This window comes from Marinobacterium lutimaris (assembly GCF_900108065.1).
Classification (GTDB): Bacteria; Pseudomonadota; Gammaproteobacteria; order Pseudomonadales; family Balneatricaceae; genus Marinobacterium_D; species Marinobacterium_D lutimaris.
In genome coordinates, this window is the sequence record NZ_FNVQ01000004.1 from 1 (window position 1) to 14,967 (window position 14,967).

At 57.0% G+C, this 14,967-nt stretch carries 13 protein-coding genes; 2 read left to right on the forward strand and 11 right to left on the reverse strand.

Features of this window, described 5'->3' with window-relative positions:
• From C4S72_RS17105 to C4S72_RS17150, 10 genes are all read right to left on the reverse strand, one after another.
• A partial coding sequence (locus tag C4S72_RS17105) for an electron transfer flavoprotein subunit beta/FixA family protein (protein WP_104004408.1) occupies positions 1 to 611 on the reverse strand: 611 nt, incomplete at its 3' end.
• 95 nt (positions 612 to 706) lie between these two features.
• A complete protein-coding gene (locus C4S72_RS17110; protein ID WP_104004409.1) occupies positions 707 to 2,005 on the reverse strand; it encodes a TRAP transporter large permease in 1,299 nt (432 codons plus the stop codon).
• A gap of 18 nt (positions 2,006 to 2,023) precedes the next feature.
• Entirely contained in the window at positions 2,024 to 2,530 is a 507-nt protein-coding gene (locus C4S72_RS17115) for a TRAP transporter small permease (RefSeq protein ID WP_104004410.1), read from the reverse strand.
• Positions 2,531 to 2,604: 74 nt separating this feature from the next.
• Positions 2,605 to 3,720, reverse strand: coding sequence for a C4-dicarboxylate TRAP transporter substrate-binding protein (locus tag C4S72_RS17120; protein WP_104004411.1), 1,116 nt, complete (start codon positions 3,718 to 3,720; stop codon positions 2,605 to 2,607).
• A gap of 224 nt (positions 3,721 to 3,944) precedes the next feature.
• Positions 3,945 to 4,334 carry a Zn-ribbon domain-containing OB-fold protein gene (locus C4S72_RS17125; RefSeq protein ID WP_104004412.1) on the reverse strand — a complete coding sequence of 130 codons (390 nt, stop codon included), beginning with the start codon at positions 4,332 to 4,334 and terminating at the stop codon, positions 3,945 to 3,947.
• Positions 4,335 to 4,336: 2 nt separating this feature from the next.
• On the reverse strand, positions 4,337 to 5,524 hold the full coding sequence (locus tag C4S72_RS17130; RefSeq protein WP_104004413.1) for a thiolase domain-containing protein: 1,188 nt from the start codon (positions 5,522 to 5,524) through the stop codon (positions 4,337 to 4,339).
• Positions 5,514 to 7,298 (reverse strand): acyl-CoA dehydrogenase, encoded by a 1,785-nt coding sequence (locus tag C4S72_RS17135; protein ID WP_104004414.1) that lies wholly within the window; start codon positions 7,296 to 7,298, stop codon positions 5,514 to 5,516. The genes C4S72_RS17130 and C4S72_RS17135 overlap by 11 nt, the downstream gene beginning before the upstream one ends.
• A gap of 15 nt (positions 7,299 to 7,313) precedes the next feature.
• Complete coding sequence (locus C4S72_RS17140) at positions 7,314 to 8,075, reverse strand: SDR family NAD(P)-dependent oxidoreductase (protein ID WP_104004415.1); 762 nt, start codon at positions 8,073 to 8,075, stop codon at positions 7,314 to 7,316.
• 48 nt (positions 8,076 to 8,123) lie between these two features.
• Entirely contained in the window at positions 8,124 to 10,289 is a 2,166-nt protein-coding gene (locus C4S72_RS17145; RefSeq protein WP_104004416.1) for an acetate--CoA ligase family protein, read from the reverse strand.
• A 69-nt stretch (positions 10,290 to 10,358) separates the two neighbouring features.
• Entirely contained in the window at positions 10,359 to 11,150 is a 792-nt protein-coding gene (locus tag C4S72_RS17150; RefSeq protein ID WP_104004417.1) for a crotonase/enoyl-CoA hydratase family protein, read from the reverse strand.
• Positions 11,151 to 11,433: 283 nt separating this feature from the next.
• On the opposite strand from C4S72_RS17150, the gene C4S72_RS17155 reads away from it, so the two are divergent.
• Both C4S72_RS17155 and fdhA read left to right on the forward strand, forming a co-directional pair.
• Complete coding sequence (locus tag C4S72_RS17155; RefSeq protein ID WP_160115538.1) at positions 11,434 to 11,934, forward strand: MarR family winged helix-turn-helix transcriptional regulator; 501 nt, start codon at positions 11,434 to 11,436, stop codon at positions 11,932 to 11,934.
• Between the two features lie 391 nt (positions 11,935 to 12,325).
• Positions 12,326 to 13,525 carry a formaldehyde dehydrogenase, glutathione-independent gene (gene fdhA / locus C4S72_RS17160; protein ID WP_104004419.1) on the forward strand — a complete coding sequence of 400 codons (1,200 nt, stop codon included), beginning with the start codon at positions 12,326 to 12,328 and terminating at the stop codon, positions 13,523 to 13,525.
• Positions 13,526 to 13,778: 253 nt separating this feature from the next.
• On the opposite strand, the gene C4S72_RS17165 is transcribed toward fdhA, so the two are convergent.
• Positions 13,779 to 14,858: a hypothetical protein gene (locus C4S72_RS17165; RefSeq protein ID WP_104004420.1), complete on the reverse strand. Its 1,080-nt coding sequence runs from the start codon at positions 14,856 to 14,858 to the stop codon at positions 13,779 to 13,781.
• Positions 14,859 to 14,967 lie beyond the last annotated feature (109 nt).

Sequence of the window (14,967 nt, forward strand, 5' to 3'; positions counted from 1 at the left end):
AGCGGCTTGCGCTTGGCTTTCATGATGTCCGGCAGCTTGGCGTAGCGCGGCTCGTTCAGACGCAGGTCGGTGGTGACGATGGCCGGCAGATCCAGCGCCAGGGTGCGCAGACCGCCATCGACTTCACGGGTCACCATTGCCTTCTCGCCTTCAACCTTGACGGCGGAAGCGAAGGTACCCTGAGGACGACCGGTCAGAGCCGCCAGCATCTGACCGACCTGGTTGTTGTCGGAGTCGATGGACTGCTTGCCGAGGATAACGAGGCCCGGCTGTTCCGCTTCGACCACCTTGGCCAGCAGCTTGGCCACATTCAGCGGCTCTATATTCAAAGGCTGGGGCATATCATCAGTCTCAACCTGGATAGCGCGGTCGGCGCCCAGTGCCATGGCGGTACGCAGCTGTTCCTGCACCGCTTTCGGGCCGATGGAAACCACCACCACTTCGGAAGCGATACCGGCTTCTTTCAGGCGGATCGCTTCTTCAACCGCGATCTCGCAGAAGGGGTTGAGTGCCATTTTGACGTTGGCCAGATCCACGTCGGAGTTATCGGCCTTTACACGTACCTTGACGTTGTAGTCGATGACGCGTTTTACACAAACAAGCACTTTCATATGATCGATACCTAAAGAAAAAATGTCCCCTTTGAGGCTGCACACCGGGTCTCAAAGGGGACAACAGGGGTCATTGCAGAGGAGAAAAATAGCGGCTAGCTGCCACCCAGGAACATGACGAGACCGGGGAAAAAAATGACCAGCGCAACAACGGCCAGGTCCGCCACCAGGAAGATCGCGACACCGCGGAAGATATCCATCAGCGAGGCGTACTCACTGGCGACACTGCGGATAACGAAGATATTCATCCCCACCGGCGGCGTGATCATGCCGATCTCCAGCAGCTTGACCAGCAACACACCAAACCAGATCAGGCTCAGGTCATAGAGCTCAAATACCGGCAGGAATATCGGCAGCGTCACCAGCATGGCGCCGAACGGCTCCATGAAAAGCCCCAGGAACAGGTAGATCAGCACTACGATCAGCATCAGTTCCAGGTAGGAGAGGCTCCAGCCCGTGACTGCTGTGGAGATGTATGCGGCCACACCGCTGAGGCTGAGAAATACCGTGAACATACTGGCGCCCACACCGATGATCATCAGCGATGCGGTAGTGGAAAGCGTCTCGAGAAACGCCTTTTTCGCCTGTGCCATATTCAGCCGGCGCAGCGCCAGTGCAATAAGGATAGACCCCATCGCGCCCACTGCCCCCGCCTCGGTTGCTGTAAATAAGCCGCTGAACAGACCGCCGAACACCAGCACACCCAGCACGATAACAGGCCAGATCTCGATCAACGCCTGAGCCACCGAGTAGTGGGATACATCCTCTGCCCGACGCGGTGCAATATCGGGTCGCAGCCAGCTGACCGCCAGCACGATCAGACTGTAGCTAACCGCAGTCAGCAGACCGATGGTGATACCACCAAGAAAAACCTGGGTGATAGAGACCTGGGCAAAGACCCCGTAAACGATCATCAGGATACTCGGCGGGATCAAAGCACCTATGGTGCCGCCCGCCGCGATGGTGCCGCAGGCAAAACTGGGTCTGTAACCGCTGCGAACCATCTCAGGAATCGCGATCCGCCCCATCGCCGCCGCACAGGCGACGCTGGAGCCACAGACCGCAGCGAAACCGGAACTGGCGAAAATACTGGAGATCGCAAGACCGCCCGGTAGCCAGCGAAATACTACCTTGGCGGCATTGAACAGCCCGGATGTAAGCCCGGAGTGATAACAGACAAACCCCATCAGCAGGAACATCGGCACCGCACTGAGGGTCCACTTGGCGACGAAGTCATAAGGCTTGGCAGCCAGCAGGCTGATCGCCGTATCCGTGCCGAACATCAGGCTGGCACCACCCAGGGAGACCAGGATCAGCGACAGGGCTACGGGTACACGCAGCGCCAACAGCACCAGCAGCAAAAGGAGTCCATACAAGCCAATTTCAACACCCATAATACCGCCTCATACGCCTCATACCCGGTCGTAATTTTCGTTATTTGTGATGATCAAAGGGATCCTCACCAGAGACACCAGCGCGGCTAAAGCAAAGGCCAGCGGAAGAATGAAGTAGGTGGGCCAGACCGGCATCGGGAAGTCCAGCGACATCACATAGGCACCAATGTCGTACTGTTCCACCGCCTTGTTCCAGGTGGCGACCACCAGCACCAGGTAGATCCCCGCCGAAAGCAAAGCCACCAGTGCATCGAGCCACCTGGTCACACAGGCGCCGAACATCCCGCTGAGAGACTCGACAAAAATCATCTGCTTGCGCCACTCCACCCACGCCAGGGGCAGCAGCGCCAGTGTAACCATGTAATAACGCGTAACGATCTCAAGGGTTGAAGGTATGGATACAGAGAGGGTTGCTCGCAGCACCACATCTAGCACGATGTGCAGCATCATCGCCAGGATGCCCAGGCTGCCGAGCAACGCGAGGCAGACCGAAGAGCGCTCCGCCAGTTTCACTAAAAGGCTCATAGTATGATTCCTGTCTGGCCCGTGTCGGGAGACGGCGGTCCTTCGAAAAGGGCCCACCGTCTTTTATCTCAGTCTCAAACCCCGTAAGTAGAGAAATCGACCTTGTCCCAGACTTCCCTTTTCACCGCTTCAGCCATCTTGGAAGAATCACCCGCTGCCTCCTCAGAGATCGCATGCCATTTATCGACCAGCTGACGGAAGCGCGCGATCTTTTCAGCGGCTTTTTCGATACCGTAGCGCTCTCCCGCCTGGGCAGCGGCCACACCGAGGTCCGACTCAACAAAGGCACTGGTCGCTGCGACGAGATCCTCGCTCGGCTCGATGATTTCTACATCTTTTTGCTCGGCTTCAGCGGAGATTTCAGCCCAGCGATCGGTCGCCAACACACCACTCATTGTCGCGGAAACAGCGATGGCCTTACGCTCTTCAGCACTGAGCGACTTCCAGGTTTTCGCGTTGACCGCATGGGTAATAACGGAGTGGTAAGTGCCCAGGTTGATGGCGGAGATATAGCCCACCGTATCGTCCAGACGGAAAGAGACGATATCGGCAGATGAGGTCACCGTTCCATCGATGACGCCCTGAGAAAGCGCCTCGAAGGTTTCCGTAACCGGTGTACTGACCGGCGTAGCGCCCATGGCTTCAACCCAACGTGAGAACTGGGGTCCACCTACACGCAGACGCATCCCTTTCATATCAGCCATATCCTTGATCGGCTTGGTACTGAGCACATGGTAGATATTGGAGGAGTAGGAACTGGTATAGCTGATACCGAGTTTGCGCAATTCAGCCTGGCAGTCACCGCAGGTAACGATGTACTCAGTCATTGCAGCACCCATGGCCTGAGGGTCATCCCCTAAAAACGCCAGATCACCGACAAGATTCATCTCGGGGAGGTCTGCCGGAAAGTAAGCCGGCAGGAACGGCCCCACATCCACCAGCCCGCTACTAAGACCAGTGCGCATTTCGCTGATAGATACAGCTTCAACACCCAGCATTCTGCTGTTCAATTTGCCATCCGACTGCTTCGGCAATTGAGCCTGAAACTCGGTATAGAGGGGGTTATAGCCGGGGTGAAATTGCACTACTCCCGGTGCCAGCCGCAGGTCCCGGGCCTGGGCTGCCTGAGTGAATCCTGTAGTCAGTGCCAAAGCCAGCATAAGACCTTGAGTCGTTTTTTTGATCAGCATGGTTACGTCCTTCTCTATTTTTATATTTCTATTTGTTCCGCCGGGCATAAACGCCCTACACCAACGCTTGGGGAATGAAACCGATTGCTTTGCAGCTCTTTTCTTTTCTTTTTACCTTTGAAATCTGTGTTCTGAGTTAATAGCAAACCCAACCTCCGGCCGCAGTCAGCCTGAGAGCACCCGCTGGGTGCCCATTCAGGAGGGTTTCCTGTTTCTTTTCTGTTTTAGCCCGCCGGTGAAAACATCGGCACCTTCTGCCCGTTCTCACTGTCGACGAAGGTCACCTTTACCGGTTGACCGATCTCCAGGCGATCAAAGTCTGCGCCAACGATATTGGTCAGAATAATCGGCCCCTCTTCCAGCTCGACATAGGCGATGCAGTAGGGCGGCTTGGCCCTTGGCAGCACACTGAAGGAGTAGAGCGTCCCGCGGCCGCTGGCCTCGAACCACTCACAGTGGTTACGACCGGTGAAAGGGCTGTGCGCACGGGGATAAAAAAACGCCTTGCCGGTATCGCAGCAGCGCTGGAGCATGAAGCGGCCCTGGTTGGCGGCCTCCCAAAAACGCTCGGTTTCCGGCCAGGGCTGCGGAGAAGCAGGTATACGACTTTCCATGATCAGTCCTCTCGCTCAAGAATCAGGGTTGCGCTGCCGTGACGAGCCCCAAGCTGTCCACCGGTGCCATGGGCAAGTGCCAGACGACAATCGGGAACCTGAACGGCCGGGTGCGCCTCGCCTCGCAACTGGCGCACGGCCTCGATCAGCTTGGTCATACCGCCACGGTTACCCGGATGGTTGTTACAGAGCCCGCCTCCATCGGTATTGAAAGGCAGCTTGCCGACGCCCGAGATCAGACCACCATCAGCGACAAAGCGACCGCCCTGCCCCGGCTCGCAAAAGCCCAGGTTCTCCAGCTGCACCAGCACGGTGATGGTGAAGCTATCGTAGAGCGAGGCGTACTGGATATCGCTGGGCCTTACGCCCGCCTGCTGAAACGCCTCTTTACCGGTCTGCACCGCGCCGGAAGCGAGAATATCGAAGTAACCACCGTTTAGATGTTTGACGGTAAAACCCGCCCCCGTGGGGGTAATCAGCGGCCTCTTGAGCCCCTTGGCCACCTCTGGATGCGCCAGCACCAGGGCCCCGCCGCCATCGCTGATGACACAGCAATCCAGGCGATGCAGAGGCGTCGCCACAATGGGCGACTCGATCACGTCCTCCACGGTCACCACATTCGGCAGCACCGCATTGGGGTTGTGCTGGGCGTGATGCGACGCAGCGACCTTGATCCAGGCCAGCTGCTCAGAGGTGGTTCCGTGCTCATACATGTGTCTTGCCGCGCACATGCCATAAACGTTGGTTACCACCGGGCCGTAGGGCAGCTCGAACTGAGACTCCGCCGTAGTCTGCGCCTGCAACAGGTGACTCGCTTCCGGGGAAAATTTTTCCGCCCGCGGCCGCCCCGCCTGGGTGATCAGTGCAACCCGGCACTTGCCGGCGGCGATTGCCCTGGCCGCGTGTTCAACGTGATTGATATAGGCAGAGCCCCAGGATTCGGTCGTATCCAGGTGGCGCAGCTTCAGCCCCAGGTATTCCACTACCGACAGAGGGCCGATCCCCGGGGATTCCCAGCCCGGTACGTCACCGGCACAGAAATAGCCGTCCACGTCTTCAATGCTGAGTCCGGCGTCATCCAGGGCGCCAAGCGCCGCTTCCGCATGCAGCTGTCCCAGCGATTTATCAACGGCGTGCCTTGTCGGATGTTCGAACGCGCCGACGACATAGGCCTGTCCCTTAAGACTCATGGCGTTTCTCCTCACTGCAGTTAGATGCGCCCATCAAACGCCCAAGACTTTTCGGGCTATGCGCAATCGCTAGTTCTAACGCTTTGATTTCCGGTAATAACTGATTGAAGTAGAAACGTGCCGTTTCGACCTTGAGCGAATACCAGTCATCATCAGCGTCACCCTGCTGACTCAGAGCAACCGCTGCCATCCGTGCCCAGGCCCAGGCAAACACCAGGTGACCCATAAGCCGCAGATAAGCGGTACATGCACCCAACACCGAGGTGGGATCGGTTGCATATCGATCGATCAGTTGACGAGTCACTCGGTCGACCATGGCGGAGACTTCCGCCAGGGGCTTGCAGAAGTTCAGCAGCTCAGCCCGACCACTGTGGTTATCCAACCAGTGTCGAATCGCGGTCTGCAGTCGATTGAGACGACGCCCGCCATCCGAAAGCACCTTGCGAATCAGAAGATCCTGTCCCTGAATCGTGGTCGTGCCTTCATAGACCGTCGTGATCCTGACGTCACGCACCAGCTGTTCGATTCCGGTTTCAGTGACATAGCCGTGGCCGCCAAACAGCTGCAGCGCCAGCGAAGTCGACTCCTGTGCATTTTCGGACAGGAAGCCTTTTACGATGGGGGTCAGCAGAGGCAGCAGATCCTCGGCTTCATCACGCTTGGCAATCTGAGGATGCGACTCGGCCTGGTCCATCAACAGCGCGGTCCAGTGCAGCAGGAAGCGTCCGGCCTCGGTCCAGGCTTTTTGTGTCAGCAGCATGCGCTGAACATCAACATGTTCAATCAGCAGGCAGGGCTGTTCCCCTTGCGGGGAACGTCCCTGACGCCGCTCCAGGGTGTACTCCCAGGCGTTCTGCATGGCGGTTTCGCTCATGCCCACTGCCTGTAATCCCGACAGCAGCCGTGCTTCGTTCATCACCGCGAACATAGCCTTCAAGCCGGCATTTTCTTCGCCAACCAGCCATCCCTGGGCATTCTCGAAGCGCAGCGAGCAGGTTGGGCTGCCGTGCAGACCCATCTTGTGCTCTATGCCATCACAGTAGACGCCGTTGGACTGCCCACCATCTGTCAGCTTTGGCACCAGGAACAGGCTTAACCCGCGAGTGCCCGCCGGCGCCCCGGGAATCCGGGCCAGTACCAGGTGAACGATGTTTTTCGTCAGATCATGCTCTGCGCCGCTGGCGAAGATCTTTGATCCACTCAAGCGATAGGTACCCTCACCATCGGGCTCCGCCTTGGTGGAGAGCAGGCCTACATCAGAGCCGGCCTGAGGCTCGGTGATGCACATAGAAGACAGCACTTCGCCATTGGTCAGCGCCGGAATCCATTTTTCCTGCAACTCCGCCGTGGCGGAGCTGCGCAAACAGGTAGATGTACAGTGGTTAATCGTCGCGATCATCACGAACGCATGACTGGCCGAGCAGAGAAACTCGCTCACTACGCTGAATGCCAGCTTGGGCAAGCCCTGACCGCCTTCGGATGGCTGAGCGCACATCGATGGCCAGCCAAGTTCACGATACGCATTCCATGCGTCCGCGAAACCGGGGGACATGGTTACCTGTCCCTCGCTCCAGCTGCACCCGACCCTGTCTGCCTGCTCATTGACCAACAGCAACTGCTCGGAAGCGAAACGTCCCGCCTCATCCGCAATCGCATTTAAGGTCTCAGCATCAAAGTCTTCATAATCGGGCAGCTCGGCTAGCCCGTTAGCTCCAGCCAGAACATCGTGAATAACGAACTGGAGATCCCGCAAAGGTGGATTGAACTTCAACATGAGATCACCTCCTCCTTAGCGTGGCGCCAGACGCGTGGCGCCATCAATTCGGATCACCTCCCCGTTCAGGTAGCTGTTGGTCGCTATGTGCGCGACCAGATCAGCGAACTCTGCCGGCTGCCCCAGCCGGTGAGGGAAGGGAATAGATTCACCCAACGCCTTTTGCACTTCAGGCGGGGCCGTATCGAGCAACGGCGTATGGAAGATCCCCGGCGCGATGCCCATGGCGCGAACGCCGAACTGGGCAAACTCCCGCGCCAGCTGAATCGGCAGAGCACTCAAGCCACCCTTAGCCGCGGTATAGGCCGCCTGACCGATCTGACCCTCATAAGCCGCAACAGAGGTAGTCAGCAGAACCAGGCCGCGCTCCCCATTGGCGTCCGGTTCAGCAGCAATCATGTCGGCCGCCGCAAGGCGCGTCATATTGAAGCTACCCACCAGGTTCAGGTTGATCACTTTGGTAAAATCTTCGAGCGCCATGGGGCCATCACGGCCCACCACCCGCTTCGCGGCTCCGCCACCAGCACAGTTCACCAGCAGGCGGGCAACACCGTGCTCCTCTTTGGCCCGCGCAATCGCGGCGCTGGCACTGTCCGCATCGGTAACATCGCAACGGATAGCGATGGCGCCGATTTCTGCGGCCAGCGTTTCGGCCCGCTCCATCTGAATATCGAGAATGGCGACACGAGCCCCCAGGGAGGCCAGGTGCCGCGCCGTCGCTTCACCCAGACCCGATGCGCCACCGGTAACCAATACTGCTGTTCCTTCAAGCTGCATAACGTACTCCTTGATACGAATCAGAAATTCAGTTGCGTGAAAAATGACTTATTCAGTAACAACAAGTACGTCCTGCGCGGCGACGCCTTTACCGTCCGCGTAGACCACCAGCGGATTGATATCGATCTCCTGGATCTCAGGACGCTCGACCATCAACTGCCCTACTTTGGCAACTACATCGGCCACCGCTTCCACATCCACGGCTGGCTCGCCACGGAATCCGCTCAGCAGTTTGGAAGCTTTCAGGCTGTGCAGTTTTTCGATAATCGCCTCGCGAGGAAGCTGCGGCGGAAGCAGCTGCACATCGCCCAGGGCCTCGACCCAGACGCCGCCAAGGCCAACCATCAGGATCGGGCCCCACTGCGGATCCCGGCTGGCACCGACCACTAGCTCCAGTCCGCGCGCGCCCATTTTTTCTACCAGCGCACCGTCCAGCTCCAGCTCCGGCTCAGCCTTGCGCACATTGGCGTAAAGCTGTGTCCAGGCGTTACGCAGCTGCGCTTCGTCGGCGATATTGAGCAGTACTCCGCCGACCTCGCTTTTGTGTGCCAGCTTGGCGGACTGGGCCTTGATCACCACCGGATAGCCGATATCGGAGGCGATGCTCACCGCTTCGTCTGCGGAACGGGCCAGTGCACCGTCCGGTACCGGAATAGAAAGCTCACGCAGGATCTGTTTGCCGGACCATTCGGGCAGTACACCTTGACCAAGCTCAACCCGGGCCAGTGCCTCATGGCTGAGTGCAGCTGCCTGCTGTTGCTGCATCGCCTGACGACGACCAAAGCGGGTAATACGGGCAAGTGCGCGGATAGCGCGTTCAGGCGAGCGCATCACGATGGCACGATGGCGACGTGCTTCTGCAATAAACTCAGGGGAAAGCGGTACATCTTCGTTCTGCATGACAAAGATGGCGGGCTTTTCGCTACCAGCGGTCGCCGCCAGGTAGTATTTCAGCCAGACCAGCGAGGCCTCCGGCCCCGGCATGGCCATAGATATCATGGCACTGCCGATCGAGGAGTCTGCCAGCAGGGCCTTAACCCCGGTTTCGATCAGGTCCGGCTGGAAGCTGACCAGAGTCCCCAGATCAAGCGGGTTACGCGGAGGCAGAAAATCCGGCAGGTGCTCCTTGAGAGCTGCAACCTGCTCTTGCGACAGCGGCGGCAACTCCAGGCCAAGAGGTTCCACATAATCCTGGCTCAGGCCGCAGATAGCGCCGGAGGCGGTCGCGAGCCCCATTCCACCGACCGGTGCAGTGGGATAGCGCAATAGCAACTGACTGACATCGATCGCCTCTTCCAGGCTATCCACCACGGCGACACCGGCATATTCCGCCATCAGCTGCATCGCGGCATGGTTACCCGCCAATGCACCGGTATGAGACTTGGCCGCCTCCTGAGAGCGTTCACTGCGACCGGGGTGTAGCAACACGACGCCCTTACCACGGCTACGGGCTTCTTTTACGGCTGCGACGAAATCCGGCGCTGAACGGATCTGCTCGGCATATACCACGATGGCTCCGGTATATTCGTCAGCAGCGAAATAGCTGACCATATCCGCAAGTCCTGTCTGGGCCTCGTTGCCGGTGGTCATCATATAGGAGAGCGGCACGCCACGTGCGCGCAGCGAAGCTGCGATATGCGCCCCGATACCACCGCTCTGCGCTACGACAGCCACCGCAGGGCCCTCTTCAGGATCGAGTGGTGCCGGCAGTTGCAGCTCCACCATCATGACGTAGAAAGCGTTAACGTAGTTGAAGTAACCAACCGTATTAGGGCCTAGCAGGGTCATACCACCAGCGGCTGCTGTCTCGGCGATAATCCGCTGTTGTTCACGACCTTCGGCACCCATCTCGGCAAAGCCGGAGGCGAAGCAGACCGCGCCGCGCACACCACGCGCCACACAGGCCTTGACCGCATCCAGCACAGCTGCCGAGGGAAGCATCAGAATCGCCAGCTCCACACCTTCCGGCAGTTCAGCAATATCGGTCAGGATCTGGCGATCTCCCAACATGCCACCGCTGCGCCCGACAAGGTGAACCTCGCCCTTGAAGCCTCCGTCGATCAGGTTATTCAGTACCACCTGTCCAGCGGAACCAGGCTTGCTGGACATACCGATAATGGCAACGGATTCAGGATTAAAGATGGGACGGATATCCCGTCGAGTATCACCCAGGAAGGGCTGGCCAGCAACGCCAGCACTGTTCTGCATATTCATAACGAGCCTCAACTATTATTTTTATGATGTTCGTTTAACTACAGTGAACTGTGATCGATCTATCGGGATTTAGTCAGGAACCACCTTGTTCGCGCGCTTCTCCAGGAAGGCATTGACCCGCTCTTTCGCCTCAGGAGCATCCTGGGTGATCGCCGCCATCAGAGACTCGGTAAACAGGCCGTGGGTCATCGGCTGCTCAGCGATCAGCGGCAGGGCATTGAGAATGGCAAAGTTGGAAAGCGGCAGGTTAGAAGCGACTTTTTCCGCCAGTTCGCGGGCTTTTTTCATACCCTCGCCCGGTTTCACTACATAGTGGGCCAGGCCTATCTGATGGGCCTCTTTAGCATCCACCACATGGCCGGTGAGCATCATTTCAGCCACGCGTGAGAAACCGATAAGTTTGGTGATTCTGACCGAGCCACCGCCGCCAAGGAAAATACCCCGCTGACCTTCCGGCAGCCCGAAATATGCGCTCTCTTCGGCAATACGCACATGCAGAGCGGAGGCCAGTTCCAGGCCACCACCCACCACGGCGCCATGCAGCACGGCAATTACCGGGGCACGACCAAACTGAATTCGACGGAAAGCCTCGTACCAGAGCATGGAGCCTTCAATGTTTTCACCTGAGGAGGACTCTTTCAGTTCGGACAGATCCAGCCCGGCACTAAAGTGGTTGCCGGCACCGGTCAGGATCACGGCCTTTACTGTAGCCGGGAGTTCTGAAAACGCCGCCTGCAGTTCTGTGACCATGGCCATACTCAGAGCGTTGCGCTTTTCGGGACGGTTCAATGTGATAGTGGCGATAGCATTATCGATGGCAACGGTCACCATGGACTCGGCGCCAACTGTTAGTTCGGTCATTATTATTCTCCTTACACTGGCTTCTTATTCTTGTCACCGAGAGGGCTGACCACCTCTCCGCTTACCCGACCCACCAAAGCTACTTTGGGAGGCTTTTGTAAACCGTGTTATTTGTTAACCTGGTTAGCATATTGTCATGGTATGATGGGGACATCAACAGGCTGGAGTGAAAAAGTTGCAGCGCGCCCTTGAGCAGGACGTAACCTGAGACAAAAGACCCGCGCCCCTCCAGCCAAGCAGCGATACCTTCGCCCAATAAATCGAATATCCGAAGGAGGCCCCAGTGGCACCACGAGAACCCCAACCTGACGAGAAAGGCACCTCCAGCGGCCAGGCAACGCAAGATCTGCCCGACATCCTGAATGGCGCCCTGGGTTACGCGATCAAACGCGCCCAGGTCCACGCCTACGAGCTGTTTTACAAATCCTTCGGTCAGGACACGATCTCGCCGGCCCGACTCACCGCTCTGACGTTTATCAGCAATAATGCAGGCATTACCCAATCAGCCCTCGCTCAAAAGCTCAATATCAGCCGGGCAGGCATCGTCAAAGTCGTAGACAGACTGGAGGCGATGAATCTGATTGAGCGCAGAGCCAAGAAAGGTGACCGCCGCAGCTATTCGCTATACCTCACAGAGCCAGGCAAGGATGAACTCTCCTGGCTGGCCAAGCAGACCCAGAAGTACGAGACGCTGCTGGCCTCGAACCTCAACGATACCGAGCGGGAACAACTGATCACCCTGCTGGAAAAGATGATTTCGCCCGACACCCAGCCACAAACCTAGCCACGAATGACACTCAGCTGACGGTGCCTGCTCCGTCAGCTGTCTGGCTGCCAGACTCCAGTCGCTCGAAATCCACTAAAACGACAAGCCCCTTATCCACCTACCCGTTCGTTTCAATCTGCCCCCCTCTAACCGATAATCAGCTGCCTGAAAAGAATACAAATTCAGAATCCATCATTAATAATTAATTTTTGGTTAAAACTTAATTAATTCGATCATATCGACAAATTAACCTAAAAAATAAACCTTAAATAAACCAATTAAAAAAACGTATACCTTATTGACCATTCCGTATTGGTCATTGGAAAAATCAAAGCGTATTTTTTCAGATGGAAATCAATATTTCCCCTTACCTTCAGGCATCAAACCAATAAATATTAGAGGAAAAGCAATGAGTCACTCTCATTCGAATCGAGGTGTCGTTTACAAAGGCCCAGGCGAAGTCGCTGTCGAAAATATTCCTTATCCCAAACTTGAGATTGGCGGCAGAAAATGCGACCACGGCGTTATTCTCAAAGTTGTCACCACCAATATCTGCGGTAGCGACCAGCATATGGTCCGCGGTCGTACCACCGCCCCCTCCGGCCTGGTGCTGGGTCATGAGATCACCGGCCTGGTGGTGGAATGTGGACGCGACGTGGAGTTCATCAAGCCCGGCGACCTGGTATCCGTACCCTTCAATATCGCCTGCGGCCGCTGCCGCAACTGTAAAGAGGGCAAAACCGGGATCTGCCTAAACGTCAATCCGGCACGTCCTGGCGCAGCCTACGGCTATGTCGACATGGGTGGCTGGGTCGGCGGTCAAACCGAATACGTCATGGTGCCCTATGCCGATTTCAACCTGCTGAAGTTTCCGGATTCAGACCAGGCGATGGAGAAGATCCAGGACCTGACGCTACTCTCCGATATTTTCCCGACTGGCTTTCACGGCTGCGTAACCGCGGGCGTTGGGCCGGGATCTACTGTTTACATCGCAGGAGCCGGCCCCGTGGGCCTGGCGGCGGCAGTTTCCGCTCAGCTGCTTGGCGCAGCCTGCGTCATCGTCGGTGATATGAATGAATCCCGCCTGGCCCAGGCACGCAGCTTCGGCTGTGAAACCATCGACCTCACCGAAGAGGGCGATATGGCGGATAAGGTAGAAGCGATCCTTGGCGAGCGCGAAGTCGATGCGTTTGTAGACTGTGTTGGCTTTGAAGCCCACGCCTGCGGCTGTAACCACGGTAAAGAAGCACCGGCCACCGTACTTAACTCTGCCATGCAGTTAACACGTGCCGGTGGCGAGATAGGTATCCCGGGCCTCTATGTCACCGAGGATCCAGGCGCCGTTGATGAGGCTGCCAAAGAGGGCGCCCTGAGCATGCGCTTTGGTCTCGGCTGGGCAAAATCCCACAGTTTCCACACAGGCCAGTGCCCGGTGATGAAGTACCACCGTCCGCTGATGCAGGCGATCCTGTTTGGCAAGGTCAATATCGCCGACGCTGTCAACGTGAAGATGATTACGCTCGACCAGGCCCCCCAGGGATATGCCGATTTCGATGGTGGTGCGGCCACCAAGTTTGTTATCGATCCCCACGGTTCAGTCGCCGCCTGAACACCAGCGCCAGTCATCCGGCTGGCGCCCCTCTTCTCAACCCCCGCATTAACATTTCACCCTTCGCCTGCGAGGTCTTTGAGAGGATAACCTCCTCTCTTTTTTCATCATCGCCTTTAACAGACCTCCCCGCCCTCAGCCGAGTATCACAACAGCATTCGCTATATAACAGGCACAAAAAAAGCGCTTCACAAACCTGCAAAGCGCCTTGAGGACCGGCCTAGTACCGGTGGGACCAACTCGGTATTTCTACTCAGAATTTGTACATGGCCATCAGTTCAACCTGAGTACCTGCAGGTCTCAACGAGGAGGACGCGGAAGTGGGCGGACGGGTTGCCGTATTCAGATCACGCCACTCGATACCAAAGTCCAACTGCGGCAGATAGCTGTAGATCAGCGTCACATTGGTGGACTTGAGCGTGTCGTCATCGGTAAACGCAGCCGCCTTGTCAAACTCGTCAGCGGTGACCTGGCCGTAGCGCACAATTCCCTTCAGCTTGTCGGTAAACTGATGAGCCACGCCCGCCGAGAAACCGGTAACGGTAATCATGTCACCGTCTGCGTTCACATCTGAAGTTAAGGAGCCCTTGGCACCGTTATAACCCCAGCCGGAATACGCACCCGCCCCCTTACCGCTGAAACCGTTAATCGAGACGTCGGTATTACCAAACTTGAATTTGGCACCTGCCGCCAGCGCCACACCGTAATCGGAGTCATCAACTCCGGTTTCGACTTCACGTCCGCTCATAGCGACGTTGAAGACGTGCCCGCCTTCAGTGCGCCAGGTGTAAGCCGCTACCAGGTCAGGAACATCCGCGTCGTCATAGTAGGGTTGTTGGAGAGTGAAACGGGCGCCACCCAGGGAATAGTGCATCACCAGGTCCGGCCTGAGCTCTGAGCCACTGCCGACGAAGGTACCGTTACCGCTGCCGAAAAAGTTGATCGCCCCCACATCGACAGGTACCACCGACCAGAACTGCCCGTTCCAGGTTTGACCGATCGTCAGGTTATCCACGTTGATATAAGCATGCCGAAGACGCAAAGCGTAGGAGCTATCCTCTTCGGTGTTGTTATCCCAGAAGTCCCCTTCTATGAAGCCGATAACCTTATGACCCTCGATATCGCGCTTCATGGCAAAGTTCAATCGTGTCTGCCGAACGCTGCCATCGAAGGAGTTATCGCCATCATCGGGTTGGGTGAAAACCCCTTCGGCTTTGACATAGCCACCGATGGAAAGGCTGGTGCCATTGAATTCGCCCAGTTCCATTGCCGAAACCTGGCCAGCCATAGAAGCCGCCATGACAGCAGCAGCCAGTTTGCTTTTGATATGCATTCTAACCTCATTATTTTTATTCGTGGTTTTACTTGCAATTTTGATGTTTTTTTGCGGTTATTATTTAGCCCTAACCTCCAAGCTATAAATCGAATATTTTTTATTTAAT

What these genes read in the sequence shown, in the direction of transcription:
- C4S72_RS17140 (WP_104004415.1), bottom strand. Translation starts at nt 8,075, where the DNA reads ATGCAGCTTGAAGGAACAGCAGTATTGGTTACCGGTGGCGCATCGGGT.
- fdhA (WP_104004419.1), top strand. Translation starts at nt 12,326, where the DNA reads ATGAGTCACTCTCATTCGAATCGAGGTGTCGTTTACAAAGGCCCAGGC.
- C4S72_RS17115 (WP_104004410.1), bottom strand. Translation starts at nt 2,530, where the DNA reads ATGAGCCTTTTAGTGAAACTGGCGGAGCGCTCTTCGGTCTGCCTCGCG.
- C4S72_RS17150 (WP_104004417.1), bottom strand. Translation starts at nt 11,150, where the DNA reads ATGACCGAACTAACAGTTGGCGCCGAGTCCATGGTGACCGTTGCCATC.
- C4S72_RS17165 (WP_104004420.1), bottom strand. Translation starts at nt 14,858, where the DNA reads ATGCATATCAAAAGCAAACTGGCTGCTGCTGTCATGGCGGCTTCTATG.
- C4S72_RS17135 (WP_104004414.1), bottom strand. Translation starts at nt 7,298, where the DNA reads ATGTTGAAGTTCAATCCACCTTTGCGGGATCTCCAGTTCGTTATTCAC.
- C4S72_RS17125 (WP_104004412.1), bottom strand. Translation starts at nt 4,334, where the DNA reads ATGGAAAGTCGTATACCTGCTTCTCCGCAGCCCTGGCCGGAAACCGAG.
- C4S72_RS17120 (WP_104004411.1), bottom strand. Translation starts at nt 3,720, where the DNA reads ATGCTGATCAAAAAAACGACTCAAGGTCTTATGCTGGCTTTGGCACTG.
- C4S72_RS17110 (WP_104004409.1), bottom strand. Translation starts at nt 2,005, where the DNA reads ATGGGTGTTGAAATTGGCTTGTATGGACTCCTTTTGCTGCTGGTGCTG.
- C4S72_RS17130 (WP_104004413.1), bottom strand. Translation starts at nt 5,524, where the DNA reads ATGAGTCTTAAGGGACAGGCCTATGTCGTCGGCGCGTTCGAACATCCG.
- C4S72_RS17145 (WP_104004416.1), bottom strand. Translation starts at nt 10,289, where the DNA reads ATGAATATGCAGAACAGTGCTGGCGTTGCTGGCCAGCCCTTCCTGGGT.